Origin of the sequence: Actinoplanes sp. NPDC049598 (assembly GCF_040675435.1) — a bacterium.
Classification (GTDB): domain Bacteria; phylum Actinomycetota; class Actinomycetes; order Mycobacteriales; family Micromonosporaceae; genus Actinoplanes.
The window spans coordinates 56,362-82,666 of sequence record NZ_JBFAOX010000014.1; the positions used below are offsets into that span (position 1 = coordinate 56,362).

Sequence of the window (26,305 nt, forward strand, 5' to 3'; positions counted from 1 at the left end):
ATGGTGAGAGTCGTCTCGCGCCGCCTGATCCAGCTCGTCATCACCCTGATCGCCCTGACCACCCTGGTCTTCTTCTGGTTGCGCAGCCTGCCCGGCGGCCCGGTCGACGCGTTGCTCGGCGAGCGCGCGACCCCGCAGACCCGGGAGCTGCTGATCAAGGCCCTCGGCTACGACCAGCCGATCTGGGTCCAGTACGGCCACTTCCTCAAGAACGTGGTGACCGGCAACTTCGGCAACTCCATCCGGACCGGCGAGCCGGTGATGGACGTGATCGGCCGGTCCTTCCCGGCCACCTTCGAACTGGCCCTGGCGGCGATCATCATCGCGATCGGCCTGGGCGTCCCGCTGGGCTACCTGGCCGCCCGGCACCGCGGGCGGCTGCTCGACAACGCCACGATCGTCATCACCCTGATCGGCATCTCGATCCCGATCTTCTTCCTGGGCTACCTGCTCAAGGACTGGCTGACCCAGAGCCTGCACCTCTTCCCGCCCTCGGGCCGGATCAGCACCGGGACGGACAACACCGACGTGACCGGCTTCTTCGTCCTGGACGGGCTGCTGACCCGGGAGTTCGACGCCTCGGCGGACGCCCTCTGGCATCTGGTGCTGCCCGCCCTCACCCTGGCCACCATTCCGCTGGCCATCATCATCCGGATCACCCGGGCCAGCGTGCTGGACGTGCTCGACGCCGACTACATCCGTACGGCCGACGCCAAGGGCCTGCGCAACCCGACCATCCGCAAGCGGCACGTGCTGCGCAACGCGCTGCTGCCGGTGGTCACCATCATCGGCCTGCAGACCGGCGCGCTGCTGGCCGGCGCGGTGCTCACCGAGAAGGTCTACAACTGGGGCGGACTGGGCACTTTGATCACCGACTCCATCAGCGGGAGCCGCGACTATCCCGTACTGCAAGCCTTGATCCTGCTGGCCGCCCTGGTCTTCGTCGTGGTCAACCTGCTGGTCGACCTCTCGTACGCGATCATCGACCCGCGGGTGCGTGTGCGATGAGCCAGCTGGCCGAGCACAAACGTCGCCGCATCGACGAGCTGACCGCGCGCACGGCCGAGGCGGGCGGGGTCAGCCTGTTCCGCGACGCCGGCCGCCGGCTGCTGCGCAACCCGACCGCGATCGTCGGCGCCACGATCATCCTGCTCTTCCTGATCATGGCGATCTTCGCGCCGCTGGTGGCGCCGCACGACCCGGTGCAGCGCTTCCCGGAGCTGACCAAGGACCTGACCGTGGACAGCATCCCGGGCGCCACCGCCGGGCACCCGCTGGGCAGTGATCCGCTGGGCCGCGACTTCGCCTCGCGGATGGTCTACGGCGCCCGGCAGACGATGTTCGTCGGCGTCCTGGCCACGATGATCGGCCTGCTGCTGGGCGTCCTGCTCGGCGCGATCGCGGGCGCCGTGGGCGGCTGGGTGGACGTGGTGATCATGCGGTTCACCGACGTCATGCTGGCCCTGCCCAGCCTGCTGCTGGCGATCACCCTGGTCGCCCTGGCCCGCCAGTCCACGCAATGGACGGTGATCCTCGCGGTGGCGATCGTGAACGTGCCCATCTTCGCCCGATTACTCCGCGGCTCGATGCTGGCGCAACGGGAGAGCGATCATGTGCTCGCGGCCCGGGCGCTGGGCGTGAAGCCGCGGGACATCGCGCTGCGGCACATGCTGCCGAACTCACTTACCGCCGTCATCGTGCAGGCCACCCTGACCTTCGCGGTCGCCATCCTGGACGCCGCCGCACTGTCGTTCCTGGGGCTCGGCGACCCGGACATCAACCGGGCCGAGTGGGGCCTGATGCTGGGCGTCGACGGCGTCCGTTACTTCGAGGTCCGCCCGGAGCTGGCCTACTTCCCGGCCCTGGCGATCATCCTCGTGGCCCTCGGCTTCACCTTGCTCGGCGAAAGCATGCGCGAGGCCCTCGACCCGAAGAACCGGCGGTGACGGCCATGCCCCTGCTCGACGTCCGCGATCTCTCGGTGGTCTTCCAGCACGACGCGAAACCGTTCACCGCGGTGGACGGCGTCAGCTTCACGGTGGAGCCCGGCCAGGCGGTCGGGCTGGTCGGCGAGTCCGGATGCGGGAAGTCCGTGACCAGCCTGGCCATCATGGGCCTGCTCCCCCGCCGCGGCAACAAGGTCACCGGCGAGGTCCTCTTCTCCGACACCGATCTGCTCCGGCTGCGCCCCTCCGATCTGCGGGACCGGCGCGGCCGGGACATCGGCATGATCTTCCAGGACCCGCTCTCCTCGCTCAACCCGGTCATCCCGCTCGGCCTGCAGGTGGCCGAGGTGCTGGAACGCCACCAGGGCCGTCGCCGGCAGGAGGCGCTGCGCGAGGCCCGCGGGCTGCTCGACGCGGTCGGCATCCCCGACCCGTCCCGGCGGCTCAAGGAATTCCCGCATCAACTCTCCGGCGGCATGCGGCAGCGGGCGCTGATCGCCATCGCGCTGGCCTGCAAGCCGCGGCTGCTGATCGCCGACGAGCCGACGACGGCGCTCGACGTGACCATCCAGGCGCAGATCCTGACGCTGCTCAAGGAGCTGGTCAACGACTCCGGCACGGCCCTGATCATGATCACGCACGATCTCGGTGTGGTGGCCGGTCTCTGCGACACGGTCAACGTGCTGTACGCGGGCAAGGTGGTCGAACGAGCCGAGCGCCACGAGCTTTTCGCCGCCCCGCGTCATCCGTACACCCACGGTCTTCTGCAGTCGGTGCCCCGCCTGGACGTGGACCGGGGCGGGCGGCTGCACCAGATCCGCGGCTCGGTCAACGACAACATCCCCTGGTCGGAGGGGTGCGCCTTCGCCCCGCGCTGCGACCGGGTGATCGACGACTGCATCGGCGACACCGTGCCCCTCGAGCCCGTCGTGCGCGGCGGCGCGCTGCGGTGCACGAACCCCGTACCTCAGGAGGTGCCGGCGTGAGCGACGCCCTCGTCGAGATCGACGACCTCAAGGTCCACTTCCCGATCAAGAGCGGACTGATCTTCGACCGTACGGTCGGTCACGTCTACGCCGTCGACGGGGTCTCCCTGAAGATCAAGCGCGGCGAGACCTACGGCCTGGTCGGCGAGTCCGGCTGCGGCAAGTCGACGCTCGGCCGCGGCCTGCTGCGTCTGGTCGAGCCGACCAGCGGAGAAATCCACTTCGACGGTACGGATGTTCGCGCGCTCACCGGCGAGCGGATGCGCCTGTTCCGCCGGCGCATGCAGATGGTGTTCCAGGACCCGATGTCGAGCCTCGACCCCCGGCAATCGGTGGAGTCGCTGCTCGTCGAGGGTCTCAAGGCCCACGGTCTGCACAAGGACAAGGCCGCGGCCCGTACGCGCCTGCGCTCCACCCTGGACTCGGTCGGCCTCCCGGCGTCGGCGCTGAACAAGTACCCGCACGAGTTCTCCGGCGGCCAGCGGCAGCGCATCGGCATCGCCCGCGCCCTCGTCCTCGGCCCCGAGCTGATCGTGGCCGACGAGCCGGTCTCCGCCCTCGACGTCTCGATCCAGGCCCAGGTGGTCAACCTCCTCGGCGACCTGCAGGACTCGCTCGGCCTGACCTACCTGGTCATCGCCCACGACCTGGCCATCGTCCGGCACATCTCCGACACCATCGGCGTGATGTACCTGGGCGCGCTGGTCGAGGAGGCGGACGGCGACCAGCTGTACGAGCGCCCGCTGCACCCGTACACCCGGGCCCTCCTGTCCGCCGTCCCCATCCCCGACCCGTACGTCGAGGACCAGCGCGAACGCATGCTGCTGGCCGGCGACCTCCCGTCCCCGGCCAACCCACCGAGCGGCTGCCGCTTCCGCACCCGCTGCCCCTGGTCCCAGACCCGCTGCGCCGAGGAACGTCCCGAACTCCGCGTCTTCGACGACTCGGGCCAGCGGGTCGCCTGCCACTTCGCCGAGGAGATCCTGCGCGGGGAGCTACGGCCACACGAGGTACGGGCGGAGATCGTACGGCCGGACACCGAGCAGGCCCCTGACGTGGGCGACGGGCTGATCCAGAGCGGGACGCCGTAGCCCGCGATCAGTATCACCGCAGCTGCGGAAAGCGTGTTCGCAGGTCGGCGAGCGCTTGGCGGTAGCCGTCGCGGCCGTGGACGTAAGCGAGGCAAACCACAACCTCGAGCGCAGCCGCGAGAGAGTCGTCCATCGCCGAGTGGAACAGAGTGCTGATCGCCCAGTCCTGCGGTGACTGCTCATCTTCACCGTCGGGCGGCGTCGGCACGCTGGTCCGTGGCGGGTTCGCTTGCTCGAGCACACCCCCAGACGTACGTCACGAAGACACGCGGCTCGTCAAGGAGCACCTTCACCACGAACCCCAAACGGCTTTCCGACACCTAGGCGGCGTTCCTCGCCACGCCGCACACCTCATGATTCCGCAGCAGATGCCCGCGCTGACGCCGATTGACCGATTCCGAGTGTGAGACGGCGGATCGGGCGCCGCCCGCCGCCCCTTCTGACGGTGGATCATGATGGGGTGATTCTGTCTCAGCCGAGGAAGGTCCAGATGACCGGGCTGGTCTTCCCTGCTGCCGGGATCGGCGTGGCCGCCCTGGTCTGGTCGTCGTCCTCAGGTATTCCTCGGCTCGCCGTGACCGTGCTCTTCCCGGTGATCGGGTTCATCGCCTGCCTACGTGGATGGCAGATGCGCGTCGTCGTCGAGCGGGGTGTCATCGTCGTGTACGGCTTCTTCCGCAAGCGGATGATCGGCGTCGGTCAGGTGGAACGGCTGACGAGCTATCCCGCGCTGCGGTGGCGCGACAGCCGCGGCCGGGCGCGGTGGACGCCGGTCTGGATCTTCGCGGACAACCCTCGGTGGCCGATGACGTGGCGACGGTACAACCAGGCTCAGTTGCGCCGGCTTGCCGATGCCGCCGGTCTACCGCGGAACCGCGGCGTGCCCGTCTGAGCGCCGGCGACTCGAACACTTCCACCGCTTGTTGCCGTCGTGTGCGGGGGTCACCGCGCGATCGGTGTCGCGGAAGCGGATTCGAGGTGGCGAATCGGGCCAACGACTTCGGTTACTCGTTCCAGCTGGCGCTCAAAGCGGTCCAGCTCGCATGACTCGCGACCGCAGATGCCAATGCCGGGTCGGCGAAGGCGACCACGTCGTCGACAACGTTCGCGACAGGCAGCTTGGCGGCGTCTGGTCTGAGGCGGCGTCACCGCCGTGGTGGATGTGCCGGCGCCCTGGCGGGACCGGCCTATGGTGTGGCTGTGGACAGTGGAGCCACCGAGATCGAGGAGCTGGCGAGGGCGGCCGCCGGCGGGGACGCCGTCGCGCTCGATCGGCTGCTCGGGGTCGTACGGCCTGATGTCCTGCGGGTTTGTGCCCGCTTCCTGCCGCACCGCGAGGACGCCGAGGACGCCTGCCAGGAGACGCTGCTGGCGCTCACCCGGTCGATCAGGGGGTTCGAGGGGCGGTCGTCGTTCCGGACGTGGCTCTACCGGCTGACGGCGAACCGGGCCCGGTCGACCTATCAGCGGCTGCGCGGACGGTTCCTGGCCGAGTCGGGCGGGGCGCCGCTGCCGGAGCGGGCCGACCCGCGCCGGACCAGTGTGGTCGCCGGCACCCGGCTCGACCTGCTCGACGCGCTGGAGAACCTGCGGCCCGAGCTGGCTGAGGCGGTCGTTCTGCGCGATCTGCTCGACGTGAGTTATCAGCACATCGCCGCGCTCACGGCGGTGCCCGAGGGCACCGTCAAATCACGCATTCACCAGGGCCGTACGGCGTTGCGGCAGCGCCTGAGCGTGGAGCGCGAGGCGGGATGAGCCGGCTGACCGCCGGTGTCCTGGCCGCGTCGCTGGCCCTGGCCGGGTGTTACGCCGAGCCGCCGGTGTCGCCGCTGCCGACCGAGGCGGCCGCTCCCCCCAGCGCCCCGGGATCGCCCAGCGCCCGGCCAATTCCCGGTGCCCCGCCATCGATCAGCACCACGCGATCGATCAGCGCCCCGCCGCCGAGTGCCCGTCCGCCGGCCCAGTCGCCCGCGGCGAAACCGGCCACCCGCAGCCGGCCGGCGACCCCGCCGCGCCCGAGCCGGACCACGACCGCGCCGTCCGGCCCCGCCTGTCAGGGCGCCGTCGTACGCACCGTCGACCTGACCACCGATGAGCTGGCGCTCGTGCCCTCGCTCTGCCTCGGTGCCGGCGCGGTGCTGCGCATCGAGAACATCGGGCCCGGCCAGGTGACCACCGACGCGCCGGACCTGGTCGACCAGAATTACGAGGCGGGCATCGTGGAGATCCGCTTCCTGCGCCCGGGCACCGTCGTCGTGACGATCCCGCAGGGCGACCGCGCCTACGACGTCCCGGTCGTGGTGCGCTGACGCACGCTCACCCGGCCGAGGAAGGCATCGACGTCCCGGTCGCTCGCCCCGGCCGGGGGCGCGAGTTGCACGTACACCAGGGCGCCGGCGACCGTCCCCGCCGCCTCGACGATCACGGGTTTCCCGGTGGGGCAGGCGAACCGGGCCACCACCCAGTCCACGCCGGCCTGCCGGCTGCGCCGCGTGGGCACGGCGTCGCAACTCGCGTGCGGACGAGCGGCGACGAACTCGGCCGCCACTGCGCGATCCGGCCCAGCGAAAGCCGCGGGAGTGCGGCCCGGCCCAGCAGAAGCAGCCGGCGTGCGGTCCGGCTCGGCAGAAGCCGCTGGCCCGCGGGCCAGCCCGATGAAAGCGCCCGGCAGGCCCGGATCGGCGAGCCAGCGCGGCGGATCGGGCGAGACCACCATCGCCGGTTCCGGCCGTCCGGCCGCGTCGAACCGGCCCGCCCAGCCCGATCCGAGACCGCGCCACCCGTCGGGCAGGACGACCCTGATCTGACCGGTCCGGTCACTGGCCGTGCGGGGTCCGGCGGGAAGAACACCACCGGACGGTACGACCGCGAGCACCACCCCGGCCGCGGCCAGGCACCCCGTCCGTCGCGCGGGGCCGAACCGGGCCGCCGCTTTCCTGCGTACGGCCCGGTCCAGATCCGCGCCGAAGGCCGCGGCATCCGCGTGGCGGCGATCCGGATCGCGCGCCGTCGCCCGCCGCAACACCGGAACGACCCGGGCCGGTACGCGCAGACGCAGACCCAGCCGCCCCAGCGCGTACACGTCGGCCGTGGTCCCGACGACCGCCGTCGCGCTCTCCTGCTCGGGCGCCATGTAACCGGGGGTGCCGGCCCGCGCGGTCAGACCCGAGGCCGCCGCGAGGGCCTTGGCCAGACCCAGATCGGCGATCAGGACCCGCCCCGACCGGAACAGGATGTTGCCCGGGGTCAGGTCACGGTGCACGATCCGGTTGCGGTGCAGCACGGCCACGCCCGCCGCGATCTCCCGCAGCACCTCGAGCGCCTCGGCCGGCGGCAGGTCGCCCCGGGCGAGCCGGTCACGCAGGCTGCCGCCTTCGGCGAAGTCCATGACGAAGTACGGGCGTCCGTCCGGCAGCGTGCCCACCGCGTGCACGCGGACGGCCCGCTCGTCGGCCAGCCGCCACAGCAGCCGGGCCTCCTGCTCGAAGCGCTCGCGTACCCGCAGGTCGTGGCTCCAGTTGTCGGCCAGCACCTTGATCGCGACGTGCGCGTCCAGGACCGGGTCGTGCCCCAACCAGACGGTGGCGAACGACCCGGCCCCGAGCAGCCGCACGACGCGATAGGCGCCGATCCGCTCCGGCCCGGTCACAGCCCGACCATAGACGCCCGTTTCTACCGAACCGCTACTGCCGCGACGGAGCGGGTGGTGGTCTCCAGGTCGGCTGTGAAGGTGACGGTGGCCGGCCGGCGGAACTGGCAGGTGTGGATGCCGGCCTCGTAAAAGCAGCTCACGGCATCGGCCGGGGCCTTGGTGAGCAGGCCCGGGCCGAGGTTGACGATCCGCAGGGTGGCGCCGAGCCGCAGGCAGGGGGACCACCAGCCGAGCTCGTCGTTGGTGTCGAGGTCGACCACGGCGCCGGCCGGGGCGCACGCCGTCGAGGGCTGACCCGGCACGGCGGCCGGCACCGTGACGGTCAGCGTCCGGCCCTCGGGAGCCAGAGTGAACCGCACCGTGCCGGTCCGGATCAGCCGGCATTGGTAGGTGCCACCGGCGTAGAAGCAGTCGACCGCCGCCGACGGTTGCGCGGTCAGCGATCCTGGGCCGATGTTGACGAGCCGCACGACCCCGCCGACCGCGACGCACAGCCGCGGCAGCGGACCGGGCTGAGCGACGTCGACGGTGCGCACCACGGCTCCCGAGCAGGTCGGGGCGGCTTTCGGCGCGGCGGCTGCGGGGGTGGCGGCGCCGATGAGGCCGGCCACGAGCCCGGCCAGGACGGCCCAGCCGAGCCGGTGATGATGACGATGCATGACGGCACTCCTTGTTCGTGACGGGACTACTTTCTTTGTTCGTCCCACCGCGAGGAGCTTTTGTTTACGGCATCAGGGCCGGAATTGCTGAGAAGACGTTGTCCGGGTCGTAGCGGCGTTTGAGGTCGAGCAGGCGGCCCAGGTTGGCGCCGAACGAGTCGCGGGCGCGGGCGTCCTCCTCCGGGCCGAGCAGGTTGGGGTAGCCGCCCGGCAGGGACAGCGGGTCGAGGGCGGCGGCGAGGGAGTCGGCCCAGTCGCGGTGCCGGTCGGGGGTGTCGCCGGGTGGCCAGGCGGCGATGATCTCGATCGGATGGTGCGGCGCGCGGTGGGCGAAAGCGGTCTCGGCCGGGTCGGCCTTCGTCGCGGCGCCGTGGAAATGGTTGACCACCAGGGCCGAGAAGGGTGAGGTGACCCGGGAGGCGGCGTCGGTCAGGGCCGCCGCCGCGGGTGGTGAAACGGTGGCCAGCCAGCGGCTGCGCAGCAGATAGTGGTTGCCCTCGACGACGCTGGCGTCGAACATGCGCAGCGCCGCCGCGTACGGCATGGGGCCGATCTGATCGACCACCGCGTGGCCCAGCGCGCGCATCGGCGCGATCGCGCGCTCGCCCGCGGCCAGGTCGTCGCCGCACCAGAACGGGCAGAGGAAGGCCAGCGGGCCGTCGGGGCCGGGCAGGAACCCGGTCATGACCGTCAGCTCGTCGGGGCCGGTCGCCACGAGGTCGGCGTAGCCGGCCAGCACGGACGGGGCCTCGGCGGGCGGGAACATGAGGATGCCGGCCACGATCAGCGGCAGCTCGTAGAGACGGATCCGCAGGGCGGTCACCACGCCGAAGTTGCCGCCGCCGCCCCGCAGCGCCCACCACAGGTCGGCGTCGTCGTCCGGGCCGGCCACGACCGTACGGCCGTCGGCCAGCACGACGTCGGCGCCGAGCAGGTTGTCTGCGGCCAGGCCGAACCGGCCGATCAGCGGCCCGTAGCCGCCGCCGGTGGTCAGCCCGGCCAGCCCGACCCCGCCGACCACCCCGGTCGCCGCGACCAGCCCGTAGGGCGCGGCGGCGGCGATCAGGCCGGCCGACAGGGCGCCGCCCTGGACGGTGGCCTCGCCGGCGTCCGCGTCGATGGTCACCTCGCGCAGGCCGGTGAGGTCGACGACCAGCCCGCCGTCGCGCAGGGCCCGCCCGGCCCAGTCGTGGCCGCCCGCGCGCACCGACAGCGGGAGACCCTTCTCCCGGGCGAGCCGGACGGCCGCGCTCACCTCCGCCGCGGTCGTACATCGGCTGATCAGGGCGGGCCGGCGGACCACGTCGGCGTTCCAGACCCGGCAGGCCGCGGAGAACTCGTCGTCGCGTTCAGTGAGCAGTCCGGTCATGGGCGGACCCTAGCCGCCGGTGACGCTCGGTGCGGTCGCCAATACGACAAGCATCGATCCACCCGGTGCGAGGGCACGAAGAGTGCTCGGAGGTCCCGGAACCTCGCTGCCGGCTTGACTCGTCCCTAGCAATTGAAAAGACTATTAAGCATTAACACCCCTCTCCCCCGGAGGAATCCCCCATGCGTAAGTCCCGGTTCTTCATCGCGGCGGCCGCCGTCGTGGTGGCCCTGAGCGGCGGCCTGGCCGTCGGCTCCCGAAGTGACACGGCCGAGGCGGCCGTGGTCTGGAACGAAGACTTCAACGGCGCGGCCGGCACCGGTGTCGACACCTCGAAGTGGAACTTCGACACCGGCGGCAGCGGCTTCGGCAACCAGGAGCTGCAGTACTACACCAGCGGCACCAGCAACGTCGCCATGGACGGCCAGGGCCGCCTGGTCATCACCGCCCGCAAGGGCAGCGGCGGGCACAACGACTGCTGGAACGGCACCTGCCAGTTCACCTCCGGCCGGATCCAGACCGCCGGCAAGTTCACCCAGCAGTACGGGCACGTCGAGGCCCGCATCCAGGTGCCCAACGGCTCCGGCCTCTGGCCCGCCTTCTGGATGCTCGGCGGCGGCAACTGGCCGACCGACGGCGAGATCGACATCATGGAAGTCGTCGGCCGGGACCCCAACCGGCTCTTCGGCACCCTGCACGGCCCCGGCTACTCCGGTGGTGACTCGTTCGGCGGCAACATCGTCGCCGGCACCCCGTGGTACCAGGCGTTCCACAACTACGCGGTGGACTGGTCGCCGAGCGCGATCGTGTGGACCGTGGACGGTCAGGAGTACTTCCGGGCCACCCCGTCGTCGCTGGCGGCGGCCAAGAACGGCGCCCGCTGGGTCTTCGACCACCCGTTCTTCATCATCCTCAACCTGGCCGTGGGCGGTAACTTCGGCCAGGGCAACCCGGCCGGCCTGCCCGCCGAGAGCAAGATGCTGATCGACTACGTGCACGTCAGCACCTCGACCACCACCCCGCCGCCGAGCGGGGGCGGCCAGGCGCTCAAGTCCAGCCTGAGCGGCCGCTGCATCGACATCCCGGGGGCCAACCCGGTGGACGGGGCGCGCCTGCAGACGTACGACTGCAACGGCACCGCGGCCCAGCAGTGGGCGGCCAACGGCGACGGCACGATGCGCGCCCTGGGCAAGTGCATGGACCCGGCCGGCGGCGCGCTGACCAACGGCACCCCGATCCAGCTGGTCACCTGCAACGGCAACCCGGTCCAGCGCTTCACCCTCTCGGCGGCCGGCGACCTGGTCAACGTCTCGGCCAACAAGTGCGTGGACGTCAAGGACCGCAACACCGCCAACGGCGCCCAGCTGCAGCTCTGGGACTGCACGGGTCAGTCCAACCAGAAGTGGACCCGCGCCTGACGTACGGCTTGTGAGTGGCCCTGGTCACAGCGGCGCCGAGATCCTTTCTCGGCGCCGCTGTCGTCTACCCGGTGTGGAACGAAGACCGGACCGGCGAGCCGCCCTCGGCGTCGCGTCGCTCCTGCTGCTCGTGGGTGTCACCGCGCTCTACGTCAATCCCGGGCAGTGGTCGAGCGGATGGATGTCGCTCGCCTTGACCACACGCGAGTATTCGGTGCTGTTGTGGCCCCTCGCCCTGGCCGCGGGCGCGTGGCAGGGCCGCCGTGAGCACCGCAGCGGCGTGGCCGAGCTGTTCGCCACCACGCCCCGGTCCCGCGCCCGCCGCCAGCTGCCGGTGCTCCTCGCGATGGCCGCCGCGACCTCCCTCGCGTACGTCCTGATCCTGGTCGTTGGTGGGGTCAGGCTCGTCGCGCCGGCGCATTACTTCCCGGTCCGCTTTCTCGCCGTCAGCGCGGCCGGCGTGCTGTCGCTGATCGCCGCCGGCTGGCTCGGCCTCGGGATCGGGCGGCTGCTGCCGGCCGCCGCCGTCGTTCCCGTGCTGACCGTGGCCGGGGTCCTGTTCGTCGTCTACGCCGCGATCGCCGCTCCGCTGTGGCCGGGCGCGGTGCTGTCACCGATGTACGGCAGCCTCCAGTCCTACCCGTACCAGACCATCGACGGCCGGGTGAGCGCCGCCTTCGCTGTCTGGATGGCCGGGCTGGCGGTCACCGGCGCCCTGCTGCTCGTCACCGAGCGCCGCCGGCTGCGCGTGGCGGCGGTGGTGCCGGCTCTGATCGGAATCGGCCTCGCGGTGGCGACCGTCCCCCGTGATCCGGCCGCCCTCACCGCGCCGATCGACCCGGCCGCCGCCCACCTGGTCTGCACCGGCGACGCCCCGGCGGTCTGCGTCAGCCGGGTCAAGGCGGGCGTGCTCGACGAGCTGACGCCGCTGGCCCGCGAGGGTCTGGCCGTCCTCAACCGGCTGCCCGGCACGCCCACCGAGGTGCACGAGGACATCCGGCCGGACGGCTCCTGGAAGACGCCGGCCGCGCCGCGGACCGACGTCGTCCTGATCGAGGTGACGGTGGACAGTCGCGGACGACTCGCCCATCCCGACGCGGTCGTCCCCATGGTCGTCGGCTCGCTCGGCGTCACTTCCTACGGCCCCTGCGACAACCGGTACGCCGGGGTCGAGCGGGCCGCCGCCTACTACCTGCTCGGCCGTGAGCCGGTCTCGGACGTCGGCGTCATGCCCGGCGTCACGGGCGAGAGCCCGGGGACCAACCGGAGCGCTGTCACTTTGTGGCGGCAGCTACGAACGCTGCCGCGCGCTGTGGCGTTGGCCCGCATCACCGCCGTACGGCAAGCCATCATCGACTGCCGGGACAGCTCCGAGCTGCTGTCCCGCCGCTCGCCGTGACCCCTCAGGCGACCAGCGCCCACCTCGCCGACGCCCAGGGAGCGCGCCTTCGACGCCGCGATCGCGCCGAACAACCAACGGCATGCCGGGCAGGCGAGGGTCAGCCGGCGACGACGGTCTGGGCGGCGGTCGCGATGACGTCGGCGACGGCGGTGGGCTGGGTCAGGAACAGGGCGTGGCTGGCCTCGACGTTGGTGACGCGGGCGTTGATGCGCTTGGCCATGTGCTGCAGCATGGCCTGGTCGAAGGCCTTGTCGTCGGTGGCGATGACGGCCCAGCTCGGCTTGTCGCGCCAGGCGGCGTTCTTCACCGGGGCCGCGAACGCCGCCATGTTGACCGGCACCTGCGAGTCGCGGAGGAAGGCGGCGTCGGCGTCGCCGGCGTCCGCCGCGAACCCGGCCTGGAACTTGCCGGGGTTGAGGAAGCCGTAGCCGTCCTCGGCCACGTCGATGACGAAGTCGGGGGTGGGGGCGAAACCCTCGTACTGCTGGGCCGTGGTTTCGCCGGCGTCGGGGGCCAGGGCCGACACGTAGACCAGGCCGGCCACCTTCGGGTGCACGCCGGCCTCCGTGATGACCGTGCCGCCCCACGAGTGGCCGACGAGGATCGCCGGGCCGTCCTGCCGGTCGAGCACCCGGGTGGTCGCCGCGACGTCGTCCTCCAGCGAGGTCAGCGGATTCTGCACGATCGTGACCCGGTAGCCGCGAGCGGTCAGGTTGTCGTAGACGCCGCGCCAGCCCGAACCGTCGGCGAACGCGCCGTGCACCAGCACAATGTTCTTGATATCCATATGCAATATATTGCACATCAGTCGTAGGTCCGGCCAGGGCGATCGCGGCTTGTGCAAGGACGCGCAATGGGCGCAATATATTGCATGCCCATCCCGTCCAGCGTTCCCGCTCTCGACCGTTCGCTGCTGCGCGACGACGTCTACCGGCGCCTTCGCGACGCGATCGTCGAGGGCACCTTCCTTCCCGGCGAGCAACTCAAGGACGGCGAGCTCGCGGCCTGGCTCGGGGTCAGCCGTACGCCCGTTCGCGAGGCCCTGTTGCGGCTCGGCGGTAGCGGGCTCGTGGTGGCCCGCCCCGGCCGCTCGACTACGGTCAGCACCATCGACGCGCCGGCGGTGCGCGACGCCCGGGACGTCATCGCGGCCATGCACGAGCTGGCCGTGCGCCAGACGACGGGCCGGCTCGGCGACGACGACCTCCGCCGCATGCGGGACGCGAATCGGCGCTTCGCCGAGGCGGTGGCCGCGGGTGACGTCGGCGCCGCCCTGGAGGCCGACGAACAGATCCACGCGATCCCCGTGGCCGCGCTGGGCAACCAGGCCCTGACGACCGTGCTCGACCAGTTCGACCCGCTGGTCCGCCGGGCCGAGCGCCTGCGTTTCAGCACGGACGGTCACGCCTCGGTCGAGCTGCACGACCGGCTCATCGAGCTCATCGCGGCCGGAGACGCGCAGGCGGCGGCGTCTGTCGCGTTCGACATCTGGCACACCCTGCCGGCCACCTGACCCCGGCTAGGACGGCAGGGCCGGCGGATGCCAGTCGGCGTAGCGGGCCATCGTGCGCAGGGCCGCGCGGGCCGGGGTCACGCGCATCAGGGTGTTGCGCGCGGCGACGGCGACCGGGTTCTCGAGTTGCTGACCGAAGCGGCCGACCGCCCGCGAGGCCTTCGCGACCTGCTGACTGCGGGGACGGCGCTGGGCGTCGTACACGGCCAGGCCGTCGGGCCGCCCGGCGACCGCGGCCAGCACGACCGCGTCCTCCAAAGCCTGATTGGCGCCCTGGCCCAGGTTCGGCGTCATCGCGTGGGCGGCGTCCCCCAGCAGCGCGACCCGGCCCCGGACGTAGGTCTCCAACGGCTCGTCGAGGCAGGTGAGGTCGTCGTACAGGACCGTGTCGGTGGCCGCGACGAGCGCCGGGATCGGGTCGTGCCAGCGGCCGAAACGGCTGGGCACCGGCGCCGCGCCGGGGGCCCGGGCGCCGGGGCCGGCGTTCACGGCGGCGAACCAGGAGACCCGGCCGTCGACCAGGGGGACGATGCCGAACTCGGCCCCGCGGTCCCAGCTGATCGCGACGACCAGCTCGCCGCGCCAGACCGGCGTCACCCCGCGCCAGGCCCGCACGCCGACGGACACGGGCTCGGCCGCCCCGGGCCACAGCGCCCGGCGCACGGTGCTGTGGATGCCGTCCGCGCCGACGACGAGGCCGGCTTCGATCCGGGCCGGGCCGGCCGGGCCCTCGTACGTCACCTGGCCCTCGGCGGTGACGGCGGTGACCCGGGCGCCGGAGATGACCGTGCCGGCCGGCAGGGCGCCGAGCAGGATGTCGTGCAGGGCGGCACGGTGCACGCCGATGGCGGACGTGCCGAGCACCCGGTCCAGGTCGCCGGCGGGTATGCGGGCGAGCCACCGGCCGTCCGCCCGCCGGGTGCCGCCGGGGTTGTCGGGCAGGCCGTGACGCCGCACCTCGTCGCCCACGCCGAGCACGTCCAGACAGCGCATGCCGTTCGCCTGGAGCACCAGGCCGGCCCCGACCGGCCCGAAGACGGGCACCCGCTCGAGCACGGTCACGTCCCATCCACGGCGGCACAGTCCGATGGCCGCGCTCAGGCCGCCGATGCCGGCCCCGATCACCACTGCCGAGGACGCCATACCCCACATCCCTTCTACATCTGTAGAACGCCATACTACGTCTGTAGAAGAGGGAGGCGCCACCGTGCCCACAGACCGATTCGCCGTACTGACCGACGCGGCCATCGAGGTGCTGGCCGAGCTGGGCATGCGCGGGCTGACCCACCGCGCGGTGGACGCCCGGGCCGGCCTGGCGACGGGCACGACCTCGGCCTACTTCCGCACCCGCAAGGCCCTGATCGAGGCGGTCGTGCACCGGCTGGCCGATCTCGACCGGGCCGACCTGGAGGCGGGCCGGCTGCCTGCCGGCGCCGACGCTCCCCCGCTCGCCCTCGACGACCTCGACGCCGCCGCCGAGGGGATCGCGGCGTTGCTCGACCGGTGGATGAGCACCGGGCGGGAACGCACCCTGGCCCGCTACGCGTGCCTGCTGGAGGCCACCCACCATCCGGAGCTGCACACGATCCTGGCCTACGGCGACGCCGCCCGCCGGCAGGCCCGGGCCATGCTCGCGGCGGCCGGCGCCCCGGAGCCGGAACGCCGCGGGGACCATCTCGTCGCCTTCATCGACGGCCTGCTGTTCGACCGGCTGGCCGGCGCGGGCAGCCGGAGCGCGCCGGCCCCGGGCACAGCGGCGAACCGGGCCGACCTCGCCTCAGCGGTCGCGACCGTGCTGCGCGCCCTCACCTCCGGAAGCTGATTCACTGCAAATCTTGCAACTCCTTGTCTTGATATCGACGCGTGTCTATCGTCCCGAGGTAAGCGCTTTCCTAATCGTGGGAGGTGGGCGCGACGACGCACTCCCGCCGATGAAGCTCGTGAAAGTGAGACAGGGATGAAACGTTCAGTCGCCCTCAGATGGAGCGCCGGGGCCGCCACCGCGATCACGGCCGCCGCCATCATGATGACGTTGCCGGCCACCCAGGCCCTGGCCGCCGACAACCTCAGCCTCGGGGCCGGGGCCGACGGCTCGAGCAAGGCCGGCGGCACCAGCTACGGCAACGTCAAGGACGGCAACACCGGCACGTACTGGTCGCCGAGCAGCGCGACCGGTTACGTCTCGGTCAAGTGGAGCAGCGCCACGACCGTCTCCTCGGCCGTCATCCGGCAGGCCTCGGGCGGCGGCTCGATCAGCGCCTGGCGGCTGCTCAACGCCGACACCGGCGCCGTCCTGAGCAGCGGCAGCGGCAGCCCGGGCACCATCAACTTCACCTCGACGTCGCTGAAGAAGCTCACCTTCGACATCACCAGCGCCTCCGCCGCGCCGCGCATCGCCGAGTTCGAGACGTACTCCTCCGGTGGCGGCACCACCCCGACCACCCCGCCGGTCACGACGCCACCGACCACCACCCCGCCGCCCAGCAACGGCGGCACGCCGACCGGCGCCTGGCCGTCCTCGGCCGGCTCGGTGAGCATCTCGAGCACGGTCAAGGTCTCCGGCACGTTCGACGGCGGCATGAAGACGTACTGCTGCATCGGGGACGGCTCGCAGAGCGAGTCCCAGGACCCGATGTTCAGCATCGCCAACGGCGGCACCCTGCAGAACGTCATCATCGGCTCGCCGGCCGGCGACGGCGTGCACTGCGAGGGCACCTGCACGATCCGCAACGTGTGGTGGAACGACATCGGCGAGGACGCCGCGACCTTCAAGGGCACCGGCGGCGGCACCAGCTACGTCATCGGCGGCGGCGCGCGCTCCGGCAGCGACAAGACCTTCCAGCACAACGGCAACGGCACGGTCAGCATCTCCGGCTTCTACCTGAGCGGCTCCGGCAAGCTGTACCGGGCCTGCGGCAACTGCTCCAGCTCGTACCAGCGCAACGTGAAGATCGACAACGTGCTGCTGAACGACATCGACATGGTCGCCGGCATCAACAGCAACTGGGGCGACACCGCCACCATCACCCGGGTCACGCTGCGCAACAGCTCCAGCGCCACCGTCTGCGGCAAGTACCAGGGCGTGGCCAAGGGCAGCGAGCCGAAGTACCTCGGTGAGGGCTGGAACGACGCCAACTGCAAGGTCAACCGCAGCGACATCACGTACGGCTAGATCGCACCCCCGCCGCGGAGGGACGCCCCGGCCGGCGTCCCTCCGCCGCATCTTCTGACCCGCCGGCGCTCTGTCCGTCAGTAGCGGGCATGACAAGTCCGGAGGACGGCTGGCTCGACGGCCTGGGCGACCTCGACCTCGACACCCCGCCCGAGCGGATCGACCAGGCCATCGCCCACCTGGCCCGGCGCGGTGGCGACCCGGACGGCAAGCAGCTGTTCCTCGTGGCCTCCCTGCGGCTGATCCGGCACATCCAGGCCACCTTCACCCCCGGGCGCTTCGCCGCGCCCGACGACCTCGACCAGGCCGTCCGCGCCGGCGAGCGGGCGCTGGCCTGGCTGCGGCGGGCCGAGGAGCCCTCGGTGGAGTCCGAGTCGATGGTGCTGCAGGTCGTCGCCGAGGCGCTGCAGCTGCGTGACGCGCCCGGTGACACCGACCGCGCCATCGAGGTGATGGCCGAGGCGGTCCGGCGCTTCCCGCGGGACTCGCCGGCCTGGGTGATGGCGGTCAGCGGGCTCGGCGACCGGCACTACGCCCGCTACACCAAGGACCACCGGGCCGACGACTTCACCGCGACCGAGTGGGCGCTGCGGACCGCGTTCGACGCCGGCTGGCCGGAGCGGGCCAACCTGTGGATGCGGCTCGGCGCGCTCTACGAGGAGCGGTTCCGCGCCCAGGACGACGTCCGCGACCACCGGCAGGCCCTCGAGACCTTCCGGGCCGGCTGGGCCGAGGACCCGGCCAGTCCCCTGCTCGCCCTCGCCTACGCCGACGCGGCCGTCAACTCCGGTGTCCCGACCAGCCCCGAGGAGCTGGACGAGCTCATCGAGGAGCTGGCCACGGTCGAGGTCGGCGCCCTGCCCGCGATGCTGCAACCGCAGTTCCACTACCTCGTGACGATGGCCCACTTCCGCCGCTTCGGCGAGCGCCACGACCCGGCCGACCTGCCGGCCACCGTGGCCGCGGCCGGCCGGCTGATCGGGCACCCGCATGCCGAGCCGGATCTGGCCGCCGAGGCCCGGTGGATCCGGGCCAGTGTGCAGCTCGACCACGCCTCGTCCACCGGCGTCCACACGGTCGACGTGGACGCGCTCGCCGCCGACCTGACGGCCGCCTTCCCGCTGCTCCGAGGCGACCAGCGCCGGGTCGCCGATGCCCAGATCACCCGCGTGCTGGCCGAGCGGTCCCGGCTGACCGGCCGCGAACGGGACGCCGCCGCGGCCACCGACTGGGCGACGCAAGCCCTGCAGCGCCTGCCCGACGGCACCGCCGAGAAGGCCGAGGTCCGCTATCACCTCGCCTTCCAGCTGATGGCCCAGTCCTCGGGGCGCGCCGTCGCCCTGTTCCGGCAGGTCGCGGCCGACCCGGCGGCCTCGGCCAAGGTGCGGGCGGCGGCCGGTGGTCAACTCGCCACCGCCGTCGCCGCGACCGTCTACTACCTCGGCGGCGATCCGTCCGAGCTGGACGCCGCCATCGTCCTGGCCCGCGACACGCTGCGGGCCACCGGTCTCGACGACATCAACCGGGCCGCGTTCGCCGCCGCCCTGGCCGGCGCCCTGCTCGTACGCTACGAGATGCGCGGCGACCTGTCCGACCTGCGCTGGTCGCTCGACCTGCTGCAGGACCTGCGGGACGAACGGCCGTACGACCCGCACCGCGACGAGCTGCTCCTCGCGCTCGCCCAGGCGCAGCTGATGTGGAGCGAGGCGGTCGGCGAGCCGCCGCCGGCGGAGACCTTCGTCCTTCTCGAAGGCGTCGCGGCCGCAGCGCCCCCGGGCGATCCACGGCGGGTCCAGGCCTTGCGCAGCCTGGCCGGTGGGTCGGCCATGCGCGCCGGGTACAGCAAGGACGCCGGGGACTGGCGACGGGCCGTGCGGTACGCGCGTGAGCTGCTCGCCGCGGTGCCACCGCAGGCCGCCTTCACCGGTCTCATGCGGCTGAGCGCGGGCGGAACCCTGCTGCTGGCCGGCCGCGAGCTCGACGACCTCGGCCTGCTCCGCGAGGGCGCCGACCTGCTCGCCGCCACCTCGGACGATCCGGCCAGCCGGCTGCTGCGCGGCCGCTACCTCGCCCTGTACGGCCTCGCGCTGCTCACTCTCCACCAGCGCGCCCCGCAGCCCGGCGACCTCGACCGGGCCCTGGCCGTCCTGCGCGAGGCCGACGCCGCGGCCACCGCCGAGCCCGGGCAGCGGGGCGCGGCCGAGATCGCGATGGGCCGGTCGGCGGCGCTCGCCCTCTCCGGTGATCCGGCCGGCGCGGCGGCGGCCGGGCGGGCCGGGATGCGGGCCCGGGCCTGGCAGGTGCTGCTGCAGTCCGGCACGCACGACGCGATGACCACCGCCCGGCGCAGCGCGGCCGACGCGCTCAACGTGGCCCGGGCGGCGCTGAAGGCCGGTGATCGGCCCGGCGCCTGGCTCGCCCTGGAGACCGGCCGCGGTCTCGTGCTGCACGCGGCCACCGTCGCCGCCACGGTTCCCGGCCTGCTGCGGGCGGCGGGTGAGACCGGGCTCGCCGGCCAGTGGAATGCCGGCCCGGCCGATACTGACGCGGCCGGCTGGCGTACGGCCACCCCGGCCATGCCGAGCGACGCCCGCTACCGCGCCCTCGGGGTGCTCGAGCGCGAGGCCACCCTGTTCGACCCGCCGCCGGCCGAGGCGGTCGGCGACGCGCTGACCGCCGTGGGCGCCGACGCGCTCGTCTACCTGTTCCCAGGAGCCGGCGGGGAGGCCGGCTTCGCGCTGCTCGTCGAGCCCGGCGGCCGGATCGGCGCCCTGGACCTGCCCGGGCTGACCGGCGACTGGTCGGACCCGGAGACCCTCCAGCGGGCCATCGGGGCGCGCGACCTCGGCCCGGTCCCGGACGACCCGCGGACCGAACGCACCCTGGCCGACGTGTGCCGCGACGCGTGGCACGTGGCGATCGGGCCGCTGCTCGACCACTGGCGTTCCGGGCATCACGGCGAGCCCCACCTCGTGCTGGTGCCCGACGGCGCCCTGGCCGCTGTGCCCTGGCATGCCGCCCACAGCGGGGACCGCTGGGCGATCGACGAGGCGGCGTTCTCGTACATCGCCTCGGCCCGGCTGCTGGTCGATGTCGCCCGCCGCAGCGCGCCGCCACCCGGCGCCGTGGGGCTGGTCATCGGCAACCCGGACACCGGCGACCCGGCCGGGGCGCTGCCGGGCGCGGGCGTCGAAGCGACCACCATCTTCCGCCGGCACTACGCGGCCGGCCGGTACTGCGGGCGGCCGGGCCCGGCCGTGCTCGCCGACGGACCCGGCCGGCCGCAGGACGTCTACGACTGGCTGACCGCCACCGGGACGCCGCCCGCCACCGTGCTGCATCTGGCCTGCCACGGCGTCATCCGCGCGGACGGGCCCGCCTCGTCCTACCTGCTGCTGGCCCACGGCGCCCGGGTCTCGGCCGAGGACCTGCTGCGGGCCGCGGCCGACCGGCCGGCCGCCCGGTCGCCGGGCCTTGTCTCGCTGGCCGCGTGCACCACCCACCGGGCCGGGCGCGCCTACGACGAGGCGGTCACCCTCTCCACCGCGTTCCTGGTGGCCGGGGCGAGCACCGCGATCGGTTCCCTGTGGCCGGTACCGGACCGGGCGACGGCCCGGCTGATGGTCGCCTTCCACGACAATCTCGCGGCGCCCGGCCGGCCGCCGCACGCCGCCCTGCGCTCGGCCCAGCGCGCGATGCGCGACGACGGCGCGACCCTGGTCGACTGGGCCGGCTTCGTCCATCTAGGCCGGTGAATTCCGCTGTCCGTCAGGAACAGTCATGAGGGATCAGTTCAATACCGCGTACGGCGGCAACGTCTACGCGACCCGGCACGGCGACATCACCGTCAACGCGTCTCAGCCCACCGCGGCCGGGGAGCGGGTCCGGGTCCTCATGCTCGCCGCCAACCCGGCCCGGTCTTCCCGGCTGGCCATCGACGAGGAGGCCCGGCTGATCGGTGAGCGGCTGCGCCTAGGCGACGAGCGCGACGCGTACGAGCTGGTGACCTGCTGGGCCGTACGGCCCATGGATCTTCTGCAGTACCTCAATCAGCACCGCCCCCAGATCGTGCACTTCAGCGGGCACGGCGACCGCGACGGGCAGATCGTGCTCGCCGCCGGCGGCGGCCGGGAGCAGCGGGTGAGCGCGGACGCCCTCGGCGAGCTGTTCCGGGTCGCCAACCACCGGATCCGGGTCGTGCTGCTCAACGCCTGCTGGTCGGCCGGCGCCGTCCGGGCCATCGGGCAGCACGTCGACTACGTCATCGGCATGACCGCGCCGATCAGCGACGAGGCCGCCACCGTCTTCGCCGCCGCGTTCTACCTGGCGCTGGGCTTCCGCTGCCCGGTGCCGCAGGCCTTCGACCAGGCGGTGGCCGCGCTGGCCGTGCACGGCCTGGCCGGACGGCACATCCCCGAACTGCTGGCGCGACCGGGCGCCAGCCCTCACCTGACGGAAGGGCCGCGATGACCAACTACGGGCCGCAGGGCACCAACAACCAGTACAACTCGGGCCAGAACGTCTACGCCACCCAGAAGGGCCACATCAGGATCACCAACGGCGCGGCCCCGCCCAGCGCCAAGCCGCTGCTGGTCATCCTGGCCCTCGACGCCGTCTTCTTCCTCTACGGCATGCTCTCCTACACCGGCCACAACACCAGCGCCGACGCCTGGCGCGCCGGCATCTTCCTGGCCCTGGTCGTCCTGACCCTCTCGCTGACCAGCCGCTGGATCCGCGGCCGCCTGCGCTGACCGCCAGGAGCGACCATGACCGACCACTGGGGAAGGCTCGAGAACGAGAACCGGCGACAGCGAGATCAACGGAACAAGGAGATGATGGACAGCTGGCGGCGCGAGAACGTCGCCTGGAGCAACCTGGAGCAGGGCCCGAAGCGGTATCCGGAGGTGGGCGACCCACCTCCCGGCAAAATCAAGTTCGCCGTCGGCATGATCGGCTTCGCCGCGGTCCTGCTGACTCTCCTGGTCATGTGCAGCCTGATCGGCGTGATGGTCTTCCGCCTCTTCTGAGCGCTAACGCCGGGTGTAGAACGGCTCCGTCCTGGTCAGCATCCAGCGTGAGACGGAGTCGTCCTCGTCGAGGAAAGTGGTGTCGACCGGGTAGGGCTGGGTGGCGTCGAGGATGTCCTGGCGCCACGACGGCACGGTCGGGTCGGGGCGGACGCCGATGAGCAGGGCCGGGGGCTGGTCGCCGATCTGGGCCAGGGCGCGGCGGGCCTCGATTACGGCCGGGACGGTGGTGAAGGCCGCGGCGAGGGCGGTCAGCAGCTCGGTGGGCTCCGGGTCGGGCTCGCCCAGCCGCAGCCGGGCGCCGGCCGGAACCTGCCGGCGGCCACCGCGGATGACCTGGACGCCCTCCGGGTTCACCGGCAGGCCCAGCTCGGCCCCGGGGTTGACGGCGAGACCGAGCTCGGCCGCCATGAGCTCGGCCAGCTTGCGGCCGGTGATCTCCATGTGGGGCTGGGCGCCGGCGCCCCGGGCGTACTGCTCGGCCGAGGTGTAGACCGCGACGAAGGGCCGGCCGTCCAGCGCCATCACCGGCAGCCGGGTGGGCCCGGCCGGGTCGGCGCCGCCGGGCAGGGGCACCCACAATGGTTGATCGGCCAGGGCGGCCAGCAGCTGCTCGGAAGAGGTGTCGCCCGCTCGGGCCCCGGCCAGGGCCGTCTCGAGGGGGTTCGCCGGGAACGGCATGGTGATGTGGACCCTTCAGTCGCCGAACAGCAATGATCGCAGCCGGGCGACCAGCGCGGACAGGTGCTCGTTGACGGCGATGCGCTCGGCCGAGCTGCGGCGCTCGATGTAGTAGTCGGAGAAGTCGCGCCCACCGCCGTACAACTGCTTAAAGCGCGGCCGGACCGGCCGCCACGGCGTCGTAGCAGTGCGGGTCGTACGGGAAGCCGTGGAGCAGGACCACCGGCCATCCGTCCTCGGGACCGGCCGTCTCCACACTGACATCGAGGACACCGCTGCGCACCTGCATGAGATCAAGGCTATGGCCGGGCCCACTCCGGCGGGTCGGCCGGGTGCAGGGCCGGGTCGTCGACGGCGAAGGTCCGTACGGGCCCGGGTGGTGTCGTGGGGCCTTCGAAGCGGACCGTCACCCGGCCCTTGCCGCTGCCCCAGACCCAGCCGGGGCCGTGGGTGTCGTGGCGGACGTCCTGGCCGGGCCGCCACTCGAGGGGCGTCGCGATCGGCCGCGCGACCGGGGGCGTACGGACGGAATCGGTGATCTCCAAGGCCTCGCCGGACCCGAACAGGTCGTCCTGGACGAAGTCGGCCAGCGTGGTGGCGCCGACCCCCAGCAGCCGGATGCCGGAGGTGGTGTCGACCTCGGCCAGCAGGCGGCGGGCGAGCTGCGCGACGAGCCGGGGGTCGTCGGTCGGCTGGGCGCGGGTGATCGAGCGGGTGATGGTGGTGAAGTCGTAGTGGCGCACCTTGATCGTGACCGTGCGGGCCGACAGGCCACCCGCGCGGAGCCGGCCGCCGACCCGGGCCGCGAGCAGCTCGAGCTCGGTGTTGAGGCGGGCCCGGTCGGTCAGGTCGACCTCGAAGGTCTCCTCGGCCGACACCGATTTCGCCTCGCGCTCGCCGACGACGGGCCGGTCGTCGTCGGCCCGGGCCAGCCGGTAGAGGCCGGTGCCGTGGGCCTGGCCGAACCAGTCGACCAGGTCGGCGAGTTTCACCCGGGCCAGATCGCCGATGGTGTGCAGGTGGGAGCGGCGCAGCCGGTCGGCGGTGGCCGGGCCGACGCCGGGCAGCCGGGTCACCGGCAGCGGGCCCAGCAGCGCCTGCTCGTCACCCGGGGCGGCCACGGTGAGCCCGTCCGGCTTGTGCAGATCGGAACCGATCTTGGCGATGAGCTTCGAGCTGCCCACGCCGATCGAGGCGGTGACCCCGCCGGTGGCCTCGGCGATCGCCGCCTTGACCCCGGTGGCCAGCTCGGTGACTCCGCGCACGGACAGGTCGTGCCGGCCGGCGGCGGCCAGGTCGATGTACGCCTCGTCGATCGACACCTGCTCGACCAGCGGCGACAACTCGCCGAGCAGGGCCATCACCACCTCGCTGGTCTTGCGGTACGCGGCGAAGCGCGGCGCCAGGAAGGCCGTGCCGGACGGGCAGCGCCGCCGGGCCTCCGCGGTCGGCATCGCGGACCGGGCCCCGAACCGCCGGGCCTCGTACGACGCGGTCGCCACCACCCCGCGCCCGGCCACCCCGCCCACGATGACCGGCCGGCCACGCAGGGACACCTTGTCGCGCTGCTCCACCGCCGCGAACATCGCATCCAGGTCGACGTGCGCGATGCTCGCCTCCCGCCTCACCACGACCTCACCCCTCCATTGTCTCCCGCCCCGCCGGCAGCGCACCGATTACCATCGATGCGGGAGGCATCACGTTGAGTGCATCTTTCGAGATCCGCCTGGACGGCAGAGTGCTCACGACGGAGGTGACGGGGGCTCATCACGGAACGCCGGTCTTCCTGCTCCACGGCACGCCCGGCTCCTCGGCCGGCCCGAAACCCCGCAGCAGCGTCCTGTACCGCCAGGGCGTCCGGCTGATCTGCTACAACCGGCCCGGGTACGCCGGCTCGACCCGCATGCCGGGCCGGCGCGTGGCCGACGCCGCCCGCGACGTCGAGGCCGTGGCCGATGAGCTCGGCATCGAACGGTTCAGCGTGGTCGGGCGGTCCGGCGGCGGCCCGCACGCGCTGGCCTGCGCCGCCCTGCTCCCGCGCCGGGTCGTCCGGGCCGCCGTGCTGGTCGGGCTCGCCCCGGCCAACGCCGCAGGGCTCGACTGGTACGAGGGCATGTCCCAGGAGAACGCCCGTAACCATGCCACCGCCGAGCGCGGCGACGCCCGGTTCATGCGCGAGATGCTCGCGCTCGCCGTGCGCACCGCGGCCGACCCCGAGAGCCTCATCGAGGAGCTGCGCACCCAGGCCGCCGAGCCGGATCTGCGCTTCATGCAGAGCGTCATGTACCGCCGGATGCTCAGCGCCAGCTACGCCGAGGCGCTGCGGGTGGGGCCGTACGGCTGGATCGACGACGTGCTCGCCTTCCGCGGCGACTGGGGCTTCACCCTCGATCGCATCGTGCCGCCGGTGCGCCTGTGGCACGGCGCCGACGACACCTTCTCACCGGCCAGCCACAGCCGGTGGCTGGCCGACCGGATCCCCGGGGCCGAGGTGCACGTGCAGTACGGCGCGGCCCACTTCGGCGCGGTCGAGGTGCTCCCCCGGATCCTGGCCTGGCTCACGGCGTGACGATCGCGGTCTCGCCGCCGATGTGGTGCTCGAGCTCGCGGCACAGCTCCTTGAGCCGGTCGATCGCCCGGAGGTGGTCGACCGCCATGTCGCGCAACCGGTCGGCGCGGGCGACGTTGCGCACCGACAGGACCTGCGAGCCGAACAGGTCGCTCCCGGCCGCCATCAGCTGCTGAAGCGCGGCCAGGGCCGATTCCAGATCCAGCCACAGCTCGGCGTAGCGGGTGGTCTCGGCCGACAGGTCGCCCGCGCGGTCCCGCTCGATGAGCAGCGTCTGCAGATGGGTGCCGAGGATCCGCAGCGGGGTCACGATGCGCTGGTACATCAGCCACTGCCGGCCGTCCATCTGGGTGTGCAGCGTCCGCACCGCCTCGTTGGCCGCGGCCGGGTCGGCCAGCAGCCCGTCCTCGATCTTGGCGGCGCGCAGGAACTCGTCGGTGGTGGCCTCGACGTCCTGGGTGACCTCCTCGATCCGTTCCCGGGTGGTCCGGGCGGCCGTGACGAGCTGCTCCCGCAGGCCGGCGAACCGGGATCGCAGGCGGGCCTTCTCCAGCTCCTTGAGCTGGTACTCGGCCAGCTGGCCGATGATGACGAGCGCGACCGGCAGCGCCACCATGGCCGAGATGACCTCGGAGACGATGTTGGGCACGAACTGGAGGCCCTCCCACCAGCCCGCGAGATCACCGGCGATCGACACCGCGGCGGCCGGGAGGCCCAGGCCCCACATCCAGCCGGCGAAGCGCCGCAGCACCGGCGGCGATCCCCGCCAGGCGGACGCGATGAGCGAGGGAACGGTGTCTTTGGGCTCGGTCACCTCGGC

At 72.7% G+C, this 26,305-nt stretch carries 28 protein-coding genes; 17 read left to right on the forward strand and 11 right to left on the reverse strand.

Going from position 1 to position 26,305, the window contains the following annotated elements; genetic code table 11:
* Genes AB0J66_RS29335 through AB0J66_RS29350 form a run of 4 tightly spaced genes read left to right on the forward strand, consistent with a single transcriptional unit; the run spans nucleotide 1 to nucleotide 4,023 of the window.
* Nucleotides 1-1,008 (forward strand): ABC transporter permease, encoded by a 1,008-nt coding sequence (locus AB0J66_RS29335; protein WP_364667229.1) that lies wholly within the window; start codon nucleotides 1-3, stop codon nucleotides 1,006-1,008.
* A complete protein-coding gene (locus tag AB0J66_RS29340) occupies nucleotides 1,005-1,946 on the forward strand; it encodes an ABC transporter permease (protein WP_364667232.1) in 942 nt (313 codons plus the stop codon). Before AB0J66_RS29335 ends, AB0J66_RS29340 begins: the two co-directional genes overlap by 4 nt.
* Before the next feature lie 5 nt (nucleotides 1,947-1,951).
* A complete protein-coding gene (locus AB0J66_RS29345; protein WP_364667716.1) occupies nucleotides 1,952-2,932 on the forward strand; it encodes an ABC transporter ATP-binding protein in 981 nt (326 codons plus the stop codon).
* Complete coding sequence (locus AB0J66_RS29350; protein WP_364667234.1) at nucleotides 2,929-4,023, forward strand: oligopeptide/dipeptide ABC transporter ATP-binding protein; 1,095 nt, start codon at nucleotides 2,929-2,931, stop codon at nucleotides 4,021-4,023. Before AB0J66_RS29345 ends, AB0J66_RS29350 begins: the two co-directional genes overlap by 4 nt.
* Nucleotides 4,024-4,036: 13 nt before the next feature.
* Here AB0J66_RS29350 and AB0J66_RS29355 read toward each other — a convergent pair whose 3' ends face one another.
* Nucleotides 4,037-4,264, reverse strand: a complete 228-nt coding sequence (locus AB0J66_RS29355; RefSeq protein ID WP_364667235.1) for a hypothetical protein — start codon at nucleotides 4,262-4,264, stop codon at nucleotides 4,037-4,039.
* Nucleotides 4,265-4,483: 219 nt separating this feature from the next.
* Between AB0J66_RS29355 and AB0J66_RS29360 the strand changes: the two genes are divergently transcribed.
* The 3 genes from AB0J66_RS29360 to AB0J66_RS29370 all read left to right on the forward strand — a co-directional run bounded on the left by AB0J66_RS29360 (nucleotide 4,484) and on the right by AB0J66_RS29370 (nucleotide 6,332).
* Complete coding sequence (locus tag AB0J66_RS29360) at nucleotides 4,484-4,915, forward strand: hypothetical protein (RefSeq protein WP_364667238.1); 432 nt, start codon at nucleotides 4,484-4,486, stop codon at nucleotides 4,913-4,915.
* Between the two features lie 308 nt (nucleotides 4,916-5,223).
* Entirely contained in the window at nucleotides 5,224-5,778 is a 555-nt protein-coding gene (locus tag AB0J66_RS29365) for an RNA polymerase sigma factor (protein ID WP_364667241.1), read from the forward strand.
* Nucleotides 5,775-6,332, forward strand: a complete 558-nt coding sequence (locus AB0J66_RS29370; RefSeq protein ID WP_364667243.1) for a hypothetical protein — start codon at nucleotides 5,775-5,777, stop codon at nucleotides 6,330-6,332. Before AB0J66_RS29365 ends, AB0J66_RS29370 begins: the two co-directional genes overlap by 4 nt.
* Here the strand turns inward: AB0J66_RS29370 and AB0J66_RS29375 are convergent.
* The 3 genes from AB0J66_RS29375 to AB0J66_RS29385 all read right to left on the reverse strand — a co-directional run bounded on the left by AB0J66_RS29375 (nucleotide 6,305) and on the right by AB0J66_RS29385 (nucleotide 9,703).
* A complete protein-coding gene (locus tag AB0J66_RS29375) occupies nucleotides 6,305-7,672 on the reverse strand; it encodes a protein kinase (RefSeq protein ID WP_364667246.1) in 1,368 nt (455 codons plus the stop codon). The genes AB0J66_RS29370 and AB0J66_RS29375 overlap by 28 nt on opposite strands.
* Nucleotides 7,673-7,695: 23 nt before the next feature.
* On the reverse strand, nucleotides 7,696-8,334 hold the full coding sequence (locus AB0J66_RS29380; protein ID WP_364667248.1) for a hypothetical protein: 639 nt from the start codon (nucleotides 8,332-8,334) through the stop codon (nucleotides 7,696-7,698).
* A gap of 64 nt (nucleotides 8,335-8,398) precedes the next feature.
* Nucleotides 8,399-9,703 carry an FAD-binding oxidoreductase gene (locus AB0J66_RS29385; RefSeq protein WP_364667251.1) on the reverse strand — a complete coding sequence of 435 codons (1,305 nt, stop codon included), beginning with the start codon at nucleotides 9,701-9,703 and terminating at the stop codon, nucleotides 8,399-8,401.
* A gap of 182 nt (nucleotides 9,704-9,885) precedes the next feature.
* On the opposite strand from AB0J66_RS29385, the gene AB0J66_RS29390 reads away from it, so the two are divergent.
* A complete protein-coding gene (locus AB0J66_RS29390) occupies nucleotides 9,886-11,121 on the forward strand; it encodes a family 16 glycosylhydrolase (RefSeq protein WP_364667253.1) in 1,236 nt (411 codons plus the stop codon).
* Between the two features lie 73 nt (nucleotides 11,122-11,194).
* Nucleotides 11,195-12,520 carry a hypothetical protein gene (locus AB0J66_RS29395; protein ID WP_364667256.1) on the forward strand — a complete coding sequence of 442 codons (1,326 nt, stop codon included), beginning with the start codon at nucleotides 11,195-11,197 and terminating at the stop codon, nucleotides 12,518-12,520.
* Nucleotides 12,521-12,620: 100 nt separating this feature from the next.
* On the opposite strand, the gene AB0J66_RS29400 is transcribed toward AB0J66_RS29395, so the two are convergent.
* Nucleotides 12,621-13,310 (reverse strand): alpha/beta hydrolase, encoded by a 690-nt coding sequence (locus AB0J66_RS29400; RefSeq protein WP_364667258.1) that lies wholly within the window; start codon nucleotides 13,308-13,310, stop codon nucleotides 12,621-12,623.
* 84 nt (nucleotides 13,311-13,394) lie between these two features.
* Here AB0J66_RS29400 and AB0J66_RS29405 point away from each other — a divergent pair, with 84 nt between their 5' ends.
* Nucleotides 13,395-14,036: a GntR family transcriptional regulator gene (locus tag AB0J66_RS29405; RefSeq protein ID WP_364667260.1), complete on the forward strand. Its 642-nt coding sequence runs from the start codon at nucleotides 13,395-13,397 to the stop codon at nucleotides 14,034-14,036.
* Nucleotides 14,037-14,042: 6 nt separating this feature from the next.
* Here AB0J66_RS29405 and AB0J66_RS29410 read toward each other — a convergent pair whose 3' ends face one another.
* Entirely contained in the window at nucleotides 14,043-15,179 is a 1,137-nt protein-coding gene (locus tag AB0J66_RS29410; RefSeq protein ID WP_364667263.1) for an FAD-dependent monooxygenase, read from the reverse strand.
* A gap of 64 nt (nucleotides 15,180-15,243) precedes the next feature.
* Between AB0J66_RS29410 and AB0J66_RS29415 the strand changes: the two genes are divergently transcribed.
* The 6 genes from AB0J66_RS29415 to AB0J66_RS29440 all read left to right on the forward strand — a co-directional run bounded on the left by AB0J66_RS29415 (nucleotide 15,244) and on the right by AB0J66_RS29440 (nucleotide 22,235).
* Nucleotides 15,244-15,858, forward strand: coding sequence for a TetR family transcriptional regulator (locus AB0J66_RS29415; protein ID WP_364667265.1), 615 nt, complete (start codon nucleotides 15,244-15,246; stop codon nucleotides 15,856-15,858).
* Between the two features lie 135 nt (nucleotides 15,859-15,993).
* A complete protein-coding gene (locus tag AB0J66_RS29420; protein WP_364667268.1) occupies nucleotides 15,994-17,208 on the forward strand; it encodes a pectate lyase in 1,215 nt (404 codons plus the stop codon).
* A gap of 89 nt (nucleotides 17,209-17,297) precedes the next feature.
* A complete protein-coding gene (locus AB0J66_RS29425) occupies nucleotides 17,298-20,963 on the forward strand; it encodes a CHAT domain-containing protein (protein WP_364667270.1) in 3,666 nt (1,221 codons plus the stop codon).
* Nucleotides 20,964-20,988: 25 nt separating this feature from the next.
* Entirely contained in the window at nucleotides 20,989-21,678 is a 690-nt protein-coding gene (locus AB0J66_RS29430; protein WP_364667273.1) for a CHAT domain-containing protein, read from the forward strand.
* Entirely contained in the window at nucleotides 21,675-21,959 is a 285-nt protein-coding gene (locus tag AB0J66_RS29435; RefSeq protein ID WP_364667275.1) for a hypothetical protein, read from the forward strand. The genes AB0J66_RS29430 and AB0J66_RS29435 overlap by 4 nt, the downstream gene beginning before the upstream one ends.
* 15 nt (nucleotides 21,960-21,974) lie before the next feature.
* Nucleotides 21,975-22,235: a hypothetical protein gene (locus AB0J66_RS29440; RefSeq protein WP_364667278.1), complete on the forward strand. Its 261-nt coding sequence runs from the start codon at nucleotides 21,975-21,977 to the stop codon at nucleotides 22,233-22,235.
* A gap of 3 nt (nucleotides 22,236-22,238) precedes the next feature.
* On the opposite strand, the gene AB0J66_RS29445 is transcribed toward AB0J66_RS29440, so the two are convergent.
* Genes AB0J66_RS29445 through AB0J66_RS29460 form a run of 4 tightly spaced genes read right to left on the reverse strand, consistent with a single transcriptional unit; the run spans nucleotide 22,239 to nucleotide 24,547 of the window.
* The gene (locus tag AB0J66_RS29445; protein WP_364667279.1) at nucleotides 22,239-22,916 is read right to left on the reverse strand and encodes an enhanced serine sensitivity protein SseB; all 678 of its coding nucleotides are present in this window, start codon (nucleotides 22,914-22,916) and stop codon (nucleotides 22,239-22,241) included.
* 15 nt (nucleotides 22,917-22,931) lie between these two features.
* Complete coding sequence (locus AB0J66_RS29450; protein WP_364667282.1) at nucleotides 22,932-23,060, reverse strand: hypothetical protein; 129 nt, start codon at nucleotides 23,058-23,060, stop codon at nucleotides 22,932-22,934.
* Between the two features lie 4 nt (nucleotides 23,061-23,064).
* Nucleotides 23,065-23,205 carry a hypothetical protein gene (locus AB0J66_RS29455; protein ID WP_364667284.1) on the reverse strand — a complete coding sequence of 47 codons (141 nt, stop codon included), beginning with the start codon at nucleotides 23,203-23,205 and terminating at the stop codon, nucleotides 23,065-23,067.
* A 10-nt stretch (nucleotides 23,206-23,215) separates the two neighbouring features.
* Complete coding sequence (locus AB0J66_RS29460; protein ID WP_364667287.1) at nucleotides 23,216-24,547, reverse strand: DNA polymerase IV; 1,332 nt, start codon at nucleotides 24,545-24,547, stop codon at nucleotides 23,216-23,218.
* A 71-nt stretch (nucleotides 24,548-24,618) separates the two neighbouring features.
* Between AB0J66_RS29460 and AB0J66_RS29465 the strand changes: the two genes are divergently transcribed.
* Complete coding sequence (locus AB0J66_RS29465; RefSeq protein WP_364667289.1) at nucleotides 24,619-25,485, forward strand: alpha/beta hydrolase; 867 nt, start codon at nucleotides 24,619-24,621, stop codon at nucleotides 25,483-25,485.
* Here the strand turns inward: AB0J66_RS29465 and AB0J66_RS29470 are convergent.
* Nucleotides 25,475-26,299: a hypothetical protein gene (locus AB0J66_RS29470; RefSeq protein ID WP_364667291.1), complete on the reverse strand. Its 825-nt coding sequence runs from the start codon at nucleotides 26,297-26,299 to the stop codon at nucleotides 25,475-25,477. The two genes, AB0J66_RS29465 and AB0J66_RS29470, sit on opposite strands and share 11 nt — an antisense overlap.
* Nucleotides 26,300-26,305 lie beyond the last annotated feature (6 nt).